Origin of the sequence: Thermopolyspora flexuosa (assembly GCF_006716785.1) — a bacterium.
In the GTDB taxonomy this organism is placed as follows: Bacteria; Actinomycetota; Actinomycetes; order Streptosporangiales; family Streptosporangiaceae; genus Thermopolyspora; species Thermopolyspora flexuosa.
This window is the reverse complement of record NZ_VFPQ01000001.1, coordinates 2,133,428-2,145,064: the sequence shown is the minus strand read 5'-3', so window position 1 is coordinate 2,145,064 and position 11,637 is coordinate 2,133,428. Positions and strand designations below refer to the sequence as shown.

Sequence of the window (11,637 nt, the reverse complement as noted above, 5' to 3'; positions counted from 1 at the left end):
GTTAGCGCCTCCTGTTCAGCGCGGACTCGCCCAGCTCGTCACCCTCGGGGACGTCCGGCGAGGCGGACGTGGCGTCCAACGGGGACATCGTCCACGACGGCGCGCCGTACAGCGGGGTGAAGATCTGGCCGCCGCCGGGGAGCAGCAGGTTGATCTCGTTCTCGGTCTCGCGCATCGACTGGCCGACGGTGAGGTCGCCCCACTTGCCGTCGCCGGCCGGGTGGAGCAGGCCCACCAGGGGCTGCTTCTTGAAGGTGCCGTCGCGGTAGCCGAGCCGGGTGGAACCGGTCCTCTTCTCGCTCCACAGATCCCGGATGACCTTGAGGCGCTCCTCCAGGTAGCCCCTGGCCCGCTCCTCGCCGATCGCCTGGGCCCGGTCGAGGAACCGATCCTCGATCCGCTTCACCCGGTCGTCGTCGAGCGGCACGTCGTGGGCGTCGACGTTGCGGGAGAACTCCTCGTACGCGTTGCGCACCGCCGCCACGTACGTGGCGGTCGCGCCGCGGTCGAGCGCCCGCCGGGTGAACGGGGTGACCGACAGCGCCTCGACCTGCCGGTAGAAGGTGGCGTGGTAGTGCTCGAAGTCCTCGTAGTGCGCCAGGTCGCGGGGCCGGGACCAGTTGTAGAGGGTGACCACCAGGCCGGGCCGCCTGGGGTCGCGGCCGACCCGCGACGACGCCTGGATGTACTCGGCGGTGTTCTTCGGCTGGCCGACGACCATCATCAGGCCGAAGCGGGGCACGTCGACGCCGACCTGGAGCATCGAGGTGGCGAGCGCGACGTCGACGGGTACCGCGTTGTCCTGGAGGCGGGCGCGCCATCGCTCGGCGAGCGGATGCGCCTTGCGGCGCTTACTGGCGTCCTTCACCTTGTAGACGTCGGCCCACTCGGCGGCGATCTGCTTACGGCGCGGCGTGGTGTCGAGGTCGGGGTCGAATCCATGCTCAAGCCGCCGCAGCACGTCGCTGATGTCGCCGGAGGAGATCCGCGAGGTGAGCTCCTGCACGTTCAGCATGCCTGAGTCGGAGGTGATCCGGTTCGACAGGCCCTTGCGGGTGCCGTGGCTGCGCACCCGGGTGGTCACGTCGTCGTCGACGTACCGGCGCATGCCGGCGAGCTCGCGGGTCGCGTTGAAGTAGCCGACCACCGTCATGTACGGGTCGGCGGGCTCGCCGTACTTGTCGAACAGCGTCTGCCCGGCGAGCAGCAGGATCTCGGCGAGCCGGATCTCGGCCGACTTGAGCCGCACGCCGTGCGCGCACAGCCCCAGGTAGCGGCGGCCGGGGTGTTCCGGGGAGACCGGGACCTGCCGGGAGAAGAACGTGTCGCCGACGTCGATCACCTGCGGCGGGAAGACCGCGAGGTTTTTACCGAACACGCCGAGCACCTGCTGTGCGGCCTGCTTGGTCGTCGCCGTCGACGCGACGATCTTCGGTCCGGTCTCGGTGCCGTCGGGAAGCCGCCAGGTGCACAGCTCGGCGACCGCCGCCTCGAAGAGGCCGACCGTGGTGCCGAGCGCGCCGGAGATGAGGTGGAGCTCGTCCTGGATGATGAGGTCCGGCGGGCGGAGCCGGACCACGGGCTCGCTGTACTTCACCGCCTCGAGGTCGCCCTTGGCATGGTGCCGTTCGGCGCAGCCGGTGTGCTCGTCGAGATCGTCGTGCCGGTAGCCGTGGCGGGGGCAGCGCCGGGTGACCCGGCCGAACAGGATGCCGGCGAACCCCTTCCAGGGGAGCTGGGCCAGCTTGTCCACGGTGGCGATCACCAGGCCGGGCGCGTACCGGTAGATCTCCTCGTCGACGGTGAGGATCGGCAGCCCTTCGCGGCTCACCGCGAGCAGCGCCCGCGTCCGGGACGCGATCAGCTCGGCGCGCTCCGCGTCGCTGCGGGCGGACGGGGCCGCCTCGGCGGCGATCCTCTCCAGCCACGGGCGCAGCGTCGCCTCCTCGCCGCGCTTCGAGAACGGGCAGGGGTCGTCCCCCTCGCCGCGCGGGCAGTAGAGGAAGACCCGGCGGAGGTCCTCGTCGGGGTGGAGATTCTGGTGGCCCTGCAGGCGTTCGCCGCACCACGGGCAGCTCAGCGTCTGCAGCACGTTGGTGCGCTTGCCGTCGCCCGCCTCCCGGGCCTCCTTGATCTGCTCGTAGGCCTCCTCGAACCAGTTGGGCGACATGCCGCCGCCGACCCACAGGCCGATGCGGAACGGCTCGCGCCCCCAGGTCTCCGGGTCCTCGCGGCGCAGCACCTCGGCGGCGCAGATGAGCGCGGCGGCCCGCTGGAACTGCTGGGCGGTGAGCAGCCGCAGCGTGTAGCGCATGAGCACGGCGACACCGGCCCGACCGTCGCGCCTGTCGGCGCCGTCGCCGATCACGCCCTGGAGGCGGCGGATGGCGAGGGTGTACGCGGTGAGGCCGAGGTACGCCTCGGTCTTGCCGCCACCGGTGGGGAAGAACAGCAGGTCCACCAGGCCGGAACGATCCGGGGCGCGCTCCGGGTGTCCCGGGTGGGTGAGCGCCGGAAGGTTGAGCAGCACGAACGCGAGCTGGAACGGCCGCCACGACGCGGCCTTCGGGCCCTGCTTCTCCACCTTGTCGATGGCCAGGCGGTAGTCCCAGCCGTACTCCTCGCGCAGCCGCGCCGCGGTGGTGTGCTTCCGTTGCAGGGCCATCGCCCGGTTGGCGAACCGGAACGCCCGCAGGGCCTCCTCGTGGCGGGGCTGGGCCGGGTCGGTGAGCAGGGTGATGCCCGCACGGATGCGTTCGGCCACCTCGCGGGCGGCGTGCACGGCCTTCTCCGCGGTGTCGCGCAGCGGGACGGGCAGCTCGGGGATGCGGTCACGCTGCCGGTCGAGCCAGGCCGCGTACCCGTCGGCGAGCGGGGCGAGCCCGGCCTTCAGCCGCTCCGGGGTGGCCTCGGCGAGGACGTCCATGGACAGCTCGACGCCGGCGAGCCCTTCGCTCGCGGCCACGGTGGCGGGCACCTCGTAGACGGGGATCCAGGTGGTGCGCAGTTCGTGGGCGAGGCGCTCGCCCTCGCGCACCGAGGCGTGGACGGCGACGTTGCGGCCGTTGGCGTAGCGGCGCTCGTTGCGGTACAGCAGCCGTAGGTGCTTCTCCTCGAGATCGACGCCCTCCCACTCGGTGTCGTCGAGCGGGTCGTCGATCGGCAGGAAGATCGCGCTATTGCCGTCGAGAGCGCGAACGACGAGCTCGGACTGGAACAGCCAGGCGGTGTCCGGGTTGGTCTCCGGCTCGGGCTGCGCGTTGATCAGCGTGAGCTCGACCACCCGCCGGCCGTCCTGCTGCGGACGTACGGCCACTGCGAGCAGGACGCCGTTGTCGCCGCCGGTAAGCGAGACGCGGTACGAGGGCTCGCCATCGAGCCGGATCTCCTTGTCCACGCGGACCGGCTCGCGAGCCCAGACGCTCACCGTCTTGCCGTCGTCCCGCTCCACACGGGCCTTGGTGTAGCGGCCCCAAGAGGCCGTGACGGCGACCGCGTGCACGTCGGCCTTGACCGCGAACGCCAGCCCCATCGAGGAGGCCCAGATCCGACCGAGGTTCTGTGGCGTCATCACCTCGCCCAGCTCGTCCTCATGGCCATCCCCGGACACCCCGGACTCGGTGTCCGGCATATCCGCAGCCGCCTCGAGGGACGGCTTCGGGGTGTGCTTCGGGCCGAGCATGCCGACCAGGTACCGTTCCCGGGGCCCCATCGCCCTAGGCGGGAACTGCTCCAGATCGCCACCCCAAGGTCCTAGCAGGTCACGACGGACGATCTCCTCGAATTCATCCCGTACCTGGTAGGAGGTGGCCTCCTCGAAATCCTGTGGCAGGCCCAGGCTCTGGATGAGCGCCCGCCGCCTGTCCTCGGGAGTCGTCGTCTTCTGCACTGTCAGTTCCAACGCCTGCTGCCGATTTCCCAGCTCCGGGAGCAGGTCATCCTGCTCGTTGATCATCGAGCCAGCTGCTCCCTTCTCCTAACGCCCACTGCACCGGACCGGCTCCGTATCGACGTGGCCGGTCACACGTACGCCACCATCTTTCGTCGCCATGCCAGGGCGTGTTCGCTCACCACAGCAGTTGCTGCTCATCAGACACAGCGGGCTGCATCCCCTCTTTTGGGTGCACCACCCACTTTCCATGCTTGTCGTGAAGCCCTTGTTCCACTTCCTCCTCGTACCTCTTATGGTTGAGCTCCAGCAGCAGGTCCACCATCTCCCGCTGGGCGTAGGGCCCCACGGTGAACCGCATCTCCCGGCCCACCGGATAGTGGCCGTGGTCAAGCTCGGGAATCAAGTCGTCCCAGCCATACGCACGGCAGACAGCCTCATCGATCGCCATGTGGATACGCCGCAGCTCCGCGATGTCGTCATCGACGTTCCGAGGGTCGTTGACCATGTTGTAGGTCGTGGTTAGACCGGCTTTCCGAGACGACATGAGGTCGCGTCGAAAAGTGTCTAGCCGCTTCCCAAGCTCGCGCATCTCATCGGTCAGCTCGGGCAACGGCAGAGTCTCAAACACGTCCGACGGCGTGTAGCGAACGCGCGTTTCCAGAGTTGACGAACGGGTCAGGACCCACCAGTAGTGCGGTGCGCTCGACAGCAAGGCCAACATCGCCGTGTCATCGGTGGCGAACACGACAACCGTTTCACTAAAAACCTGCCCGGTAGGCACCATTACCGGCATCACGACGCTGCTAACTCGAGCGATGACGATGACCCTTTTGAAGTTAGCGATCGCACGATATAGATCGATTGTCGGGCGCTTATATTGCCACCAGCGCTCTCGCACCTGACGATCACTATTCTTCATCCGCTCAGGCCTGACCAAGCGCAAAACATGATTGTAACAAGAATCGTAGGACTGCGCCTTCGACTCAGGCCAATCCCAAAAGTTTACGATCCATCGACTGGCGGAGCAATCGGGTCGCGAGTTCAAGTCTTGCCCATTGAGATAAGGGAAAAGCACCTCCCGATTCCGCTCATCCTCCTCGAGGAGGGCTCTGGCCTGTGCAGGCTCCATCGTGAAACCAAGCCCCAGAACATATGTCCCATAAATAGCAATACCCGCACTGGAGCTCAGTCGCTTAGGAGCTCTCATGATCCATGATCCAGCATCAAGATCAGGCATGATCTGCGAGACAACGACGTCATCCAAGACTCGTTCCGCATCTTCCCCCAGGCTGCGTCTACTGAGCCAGACCGCACAATATTCAAGGGTGGCGCTCGCAGAAGGCCATGGCCTACTCTTAATGGCTTTTCTTATTGTCGCCCCTTTAGCGACAAGTCGCTCGAGCCCTACTTCGCGGGTATCACCTTGCGCAAGAGTATTAGTCGCAATAATCCCGACCTGCCCTCCGGAATTCAACATAGAATAGGCACGAAGCAGGAAATATGCGACAAGGTCAGCATTACCCTTTTTCCCTTCGGCAACAGCGGATACAAGGTAATCACGATACGCCGACCCGTTGACCCCGCTTATCTTCGAGCCACCCAAGAATGGTGGATTGCCGATGATTGCATCGAAGCCGGGACCATTTGCGCGCTGTTTTTGGCCCTGGTCGAAGACCTCTGGGAACACTAGCGGCCAGTGAATCGGCTGTCGGTCGAAGGTACCTGGAACACGATCGGTCGCCAGCCACTCGTTGCGCTGCTCGCGTTCCTTGACCAAGCTTCCGGGCTCTCGCCGTACCACTGCGCTGACCAATGCGGACGCCTTAAGCGAAGCAGCATCGAAGCCACGTGCCTTCGCCCGCCGCTGCGGCCCGGGAACGGGGTACTCACGCCTCAACCGGGCCTGCTCGACCGCATGGGCCAGCGAAGCTCCCACGAGGAGGTCGGCGAACAGTCGTGCCTGTGCGGTGTCCACCTCGATTTGCCCGAGTACACTTCGCTTCTTGGCCTGTACCGTCAGCGAATCGCCGTCCCCTCCGATTTCAATAAGTGACCGACGGCGAGTCGCTGCCTGAGCAAGCAGCGATCTGACGTCCTTGGTGAAGTCCAACGCCGCGCCCTCGTAGAGCTTGCGCCCGCGCCTGGGGTCGAGGTGCATGTACTCCAGCTGCTCGATCGAGGTGATACCGAGCAGGGAATCGCCAGCGACCAGACGGTCGTCCAGGAAGGTGAAGGGCCGGTTCGGGTCCATCGAGACGAGCCAAAGGGAGAGCTTGGCCATCTCGACAGCCATCGGGTTGATGTCGGCGCCATAAAGACAGTTTTCGATGACCTTTCTTCTCGCCTCGATTAGCACGGGGTCCGCGTCGGAATCAGTGGTCTGTTCCAACCTGTTCCTAAGGGAAACGGTGGCGGCCTCGTTGCCCTCGCGTGACCAAGCCTCGATAAGGCGGTCACCTAGGTATCGGGCAGCGGCGACGAGGAAGGCGGCCGAGCCCATGGCGATGTCCGCCACCTTCAGTTCTAGTATTTCCTTCGAGGATTTCGGCACCCATTTGGAGCGGTCGGCTGTCTGTAGCGGGCCGATCTTATAGACGAGCGGTTCCAATGCGCCTGTGGCGACCTCTTCGGCAAGCTTCCGCGGCGTGTAGTGAGTGCCGGTGTTCTTCCGCAGCCGCGACTCGGTGACATACAGCGCGCCAGGAAGGATGACCATGGGAAGGCCGCGCAGGTCGGCCCGGATAATGCAATAGAACGGCAGCAGCCGGTCGGCGAGGTCCGCGTCACCCTTGGTGACAGCGAGCAGCTTGCCGCGGGCCTTCTCGGTCTCGGCCGGGTCCATCGGCGCGAGGGCCTTCTCCAAGGCGGAGGGGCTGCCGATGCCGGATTCGCCGTACTTCTCTGCCAGCCTGGCTGCGAGGTCCGGGCCAGCGAGCTCTTCCAGCTCGCTGAGGTACACCTCCTCCTCTAGGCCCTCGGTGCCGACCAGGCCGACCACGACGTCATCGGCGCGCTTGGCCTCGAAGGCGAGCAGGCCCTCGTACACGTAGCCGATCTGCTCGACGTCGAGGGAGCGGAAGCTGAGCTTGCGGCGCTCGCCCTTCTTCGCCGTGTCCCGGCTCTCGAAGTCGGGGACGTTGAGGCTGCGGTTGGTGCGCTGCCGGCCCGCGCTCATCCACACGTACTGCACCGCGCGGAGCATGTGCAGCACGGTCCGGTCGTCGATCGACAGCGGCAGCCAGGGGTGCGCCTCCGGGTCGAAGAGCGAGCCGCCGTGGGCGTGCATCTTCAGGCGCGGGTGGTCGATGCCGTAGTACACGGCGTTGAAGAGGGCGAGCAGGCGGTGCCACGCCTCGTAGGTGTTCTCCAGTTCGTTCTCGCTGCCGGCGTTCGCCCGCGCCTCCAGCTCCTCGCACAGCCGGCTCGCCGAGTACGCCTGTACATAGAGGTCGTTGTCGGCGGGCAGCAGGTTGCGCTCCTCGGCGAACAGCAGGAACACGATCCGCATCATCACGGCGACCGCGCCCCGGTAGACGTCCTCCGGCTTGACGTCCTTGGGCAACCCGCGGCCGTCGCGTTCGATCTCGGCGGCCTCGGCGCGGCCGATGGCGGCGACGAGCAGTTCCACGGCCTGGCGGACCTGCACGCCGAGCCGTTCGGTGATGAGCTCCTGGTTGTCCTTGCTCGCCTCCAGCAGCGCGGGCAGGGTCTGGTCGTCGGTGACCGCGAAGAAGCGTTCGCGGCGCAGCAGCGATACGAAGGCGCGCACCACGGTGAGGTCGGCGGCCTCGTTCCAGGTGATGGCGTCGAACACCGCGGTGGTGGTGACGCCGCCGCGCGGTGCCCAGACCAGGGCCCAGCGGCGGCCGTCGGTGGCGAGGCCGAGCGGCACGTTGTGGCTGCGGCACAGGTGGGCCACGCGGTCGGCCGGGGTGGCGGACCATTCGGAGCCCTTCACCCGGCGGACCGGGTCGCCCTCGCAGACCAGGCCGATGAGCCGGGTGGCCTCGGGCGCGACGGCCTTGCCCGGCTCGACGAGCACGAAGCCGGGGACGAGGGTCGTGTCGTGCTCGGGCACGTCCACCTTGAAGATGTCGAGCCCGTCGGTGTGCAGGGCGTCGCCCCAGCCGAGCAGGTCGCGCAGGACGTACCTGATCCAGTCGCCGACGTCGCCGCCGCGCTGCCAGGCACCGTGCTCGGCGCGCAGCCGGGAGCGCTGCTCCTTGGTGAGCCCGTCGAGCGCGGGCCAGGTCTTGCGCAGCACAGGAAGGCTGAGGAACGGGCCGGAGACGTCGACCAGGGCGAGCCAGTCGAGGTGCTCGCGGCCGGTGTCGTGCGGCTTGCGGTGCTTCACTGCCCCTACCCTTCGTCCTGTCTGCCGCTGGATCATCGGTACGCCGCCTCGTGCCGGGGCACGACGAAGATGAGCGCCACCGGGAACAGGTGCGGCCGCGGGTCGCTGTAGCGTCGTTCGATCACCTCGAGCTCACGCTCGAGATCGGATTCGAGCCGGTCGAGGCGGTCCTGCCAGGACTGGCGGTCCCGCTGGTACTGGGCGAGCTCGCGCGGGTCCTTGAGCTCGGACCGCTTGATGAGGGCGCCGTCGTCCTCGGTGTCCTCGGCGAGCTTGGCCTCCAGGGTGCGCCGGAACTCCTCGATGTTGGAGCGGATCCGCTTCCGCTCCGCCTCCTTCCGCTTCTCCAGCAGGCTCATCAGCGAGTCCTGCCGTTCGGCGGCGCGTGCGTTGACGGCGTCGAGCAGGCCCTTGCGGGCGCGCGGCCAGGCGTCCTCGGCGAGCCAGGTCTGCACGCGCGGCGAGGCGGGGACGCACCCGGAGAGAGCGTGGCCGAGGATGTCGCGGAGTGTGCCGAGGGTCTCGACGCGGGCGAAGCCGGGGTGCCGTTCGCGCAGCCAGCCGCCGGCGTACAGGACCTCCTCGTGCAGCAGGACGCCGTCGCCGCCGACGAGGACGAACCGGGAGTACGCGCCGACGAGCGTGGTCTCCAGCTTGGGGTGGTCGCTGACCACCGCGGTGACCCGGTTGAGGCCGATCTCCTTGTTCGACACCGCGGCGCGCAGCAGCCCGGTGGACATGGCGACCAGCGGGTGGTTGAGGTGGGCGAGCACCACATCGTCCCGGACCCGGCCCTCGGGGTCCTTGGTCGCCGCCGGGTCGAAGGTGATGGGCCTGCGGCGCGGTGTCTCGTTCTTGTCGGGGTTGAACTTCTCCAGCAGCCCTTCGGTGCCGCGCTCCCACGACCCGGTGAGCACCGGGACCTCCCACAGGCCCTCGGCGTGGTGGCGCTCGTCCACGTACGGCCGCAGCGGCTGCTGCCGGGCCAGCTCGAGCGCGGTGTCGACCACCCGCTTGACGTTCGCGGGCGTGATGCCGAGCTCGTCGACGGTCCTGTCGATCCGTTCCCGGAGCCGGCGCACCTGCTCGGGCACGTCGTGCTCGAGCGGCAGGTTCTCCTCGGGCGTCTCGGCCTCGACGTTGTCGATCGACACGTTCTCGCCGAGCATGCGCCGCTGCACGCGCTCGGAGATGACCGCGTTCACCGGGCCGAGGTCCTTCTCCTGCTGGGCGACCTTCCGCGCCACGCGGGCGAGGAACTCCAGGTCGGCCTCGTAGGTGTCGACGTGCTCCCCCTTGAACACGCCGACGAAGTGCCGCACCTCGGGGGTCTGCCGCTGGCCGTACCGGTCGATGCGGCCGATGCGCTGCTCCAGCTTGTTCGGGTTGAACGGGATGTCGTAGTTGACCAGCCGGTGGCAGTACCGCTGCAGGTCGATGCCCTCGCCGGCGGCGTCGGTGGCGAGCAGGATGCGCACCGGGTGCTCGTCGGGGGCCTTCTGGAAGGCGAGCCGTACCTGCTCGCGCTCGTCGGCGCTCTTGCCGCCGTGCATGGTGGCCACGCGGTCGCCGCCGAGGCCCTCCTGGCGGAGCAGGGTCTCCAGCCAGTCGAGGGTGTCCTTGTACTCGGTGAAGACCACCACCCGCTCGTTTGTCCAGTTCTTGCCGTCCGGCAGGCAGACCGCCTTGAGGTACGTGATGAGCTCGGCGGCCTTCGCGTCGGGCCGTACCTTGCGCCGCTCGGCCCACTCCCACATCCGCTTGAGCAGCTCCGCCTCCTCGGGCGTGGCGCCGCCCTGCAGCGGGTGGGCCTGGACGACCGCGTCGTCCTCGGCGTTCGCCATGCCCTCGTCGTCGTAGTCGGCGACGTCGTCGACGAAGTCCTCCAGCCACTCGGGGACGTCGTCGCTGTCGGTAAAGTTCTCGACCTTCTGCTCGATCGTGCCGAGGTAGACGTCGACGGTGCGTGCGAACGCGGCGGGGCTGGAGAACAGCCGCTTCTTCAGCAGCAGCGTGACGAGGTCGGCGGCCTTGCGCCCGCGGGCCTTGGTGAGGCGCTTGCGGCGCAGCGCGGCGAACTGCTTGAGCAGGTCGTGCACCTCGCGCTCGTCCGGCGGGTACTCGACCGGGATCTCCTTGGCGACCCGCTTGGGGAACTTGGGCCGGCCGTTCTCGAGGATCTGGGTCTTGAGGCGGCGGACCACCGTCTCGCTCACCGCGCTGCGCGACGGCTGCACGCCGCGGGCGAACCGCTGGTCGTCGAGGATCTCCAGCAGGGCGGTGAACGACTCGTTGTAGCCGTTGTGCGGGGTCGCCGACAGGAAAAGCCGGTGGGTGAAGTGCGGGGCCAGCCGGCGGATCAGCTTGGTCTGCTGGGAGTCGACCGCGTACGCCTGCTTGGGCGCGGCCGGGGCGATGTGGTGGGCCTCGTCGAGGATGAGCAGGTCGAAGGTACGCGGGTACGTCGGGCCGTCGGGCGGGAGGACCTCGGCGAGCAGCCGCTGGGCCTTCTGGCCGCGCAGCCACGGCAGGCTGACGATGGTCAGCGGGTAGATCTCGAACGGGTTGGCGGCGCTGCCGTACGCGCGGCGGACCTTGGCGCAGCGGTCGGTGTCGATGATGGTGAAGTCGAGGCCGAACTTCTCGGCCATCTCGTCCTTCCACTTGATCGTCAGCCCGGCCGGGCAGACGATCATGATGCGGCGGCCGCGCTGGCGCAGCATGAGCTCGAGGGCGACGAGGCCCGCCTCGATCGTCTTGCCGAGGCCGACGTCGTCGGCGAGCAGCAGGTTGACGCGCGGCGAGTCGACGGCGCGGGCGACCGGTTCGAGCTGGTAGTCCTCGACGGCGACGCCGGAGCGGAACGGGGCCTGGAGGGTCCGCACGTCCGCCGAGGCGACCGCCGACCAGCGGATGGCGTCGAGGAACGCGGCGAGCCGTTCCGGCCGGTCGAACCCGTTCGGGGTGACCTCGGGCAGCGAGCCGCTGGGGAGCACCTCGCGGCCCGGCTCGATCTCCCACACCACGGTGAGCGACTCGCCGTACCGGCCGTCCTCCACGCTCTGCAGCGTGACGATGGTGTTGCCTTCGGCGGGATCGACGTCGCCGACCACCCAGCGCTGGCCGCGAACTACCACCAGGTTGCCGATATCCGGCTTATCCGATGTCGCACTCGGCACGAGTTCACCCCATCCGTCACAGCCGCTTGCCCCCGGACGGCGTTGCCTGGGTCGGCCGTCAGAGGGCACAGTGGACCGGTGCAAGGACAGCCCTTCGGGCGCTGACGCGAGCGCGCGCACGGCACGCGAAACGTCAGCGCTGCGGGGGACCTTACGCTATTTCGGTGCACGCTGTCTAGCGGTCAATCATTTGTGCAGTTAATTCACACGCT

At 68.0% G+C, this 11,637-nt stretch carries 3 protein-coding genes; all 3 read right to left on the bottom strand.

The window, feature by feature from the left end; all coding sequences use genetic code 11:
* Position 1 precedes the first annotated feature (1 nt).
* Positions 2-3,955: a helicase-related protein gene (locus FHX40_RS09065; RefSeq protein WP_142259195.1), complete on the bottom strand. Its 3,954-nt coding sequence runs from the start codon at positions 3,953-3,955 to the stop codon at positions 2-4.
* A 112-nt stretch (positions 3,956-4,067) separates the two neighbouring features.
* Positions 4,068-8,246: an Eco57I restriction-modification methylase domain-containing protein gene (locus FHX40_RS09060; protein WP_229789127.1), complete on the bottom strand. Its 4,179-nt coding sequence runs from the start codon at positions 8,244-8,246 to the stop codon at positions 4,068-4,070.
* Positions 8,247-8,278: 32 nt separating this feature from the next.
* On the bottom strand, positions 8,279-11,425 hold the full coding sequence (drmD, locus tag FHX40_RS09055; protein WP_142259194.1) for a DISARM system SNF2-like helicase DrmD: 3,147 nt from the start codon (positions 11,423-11,425) through the stop codon (positions 8,279-8,281).
* Positions 11,426-11,637 lie beyond the last annotated feature (212 nt).

Bases quoted from the DNA above. Each gene is read 5' to 3' on its own strand.
- FHX40_RS09065 (WP_142259195.1), bottom strand. From the start codon at position 3,955: ATGATCAACGAGCAGGATGACCTGCTCCCGGAGCTGGGAAATCGGCAG.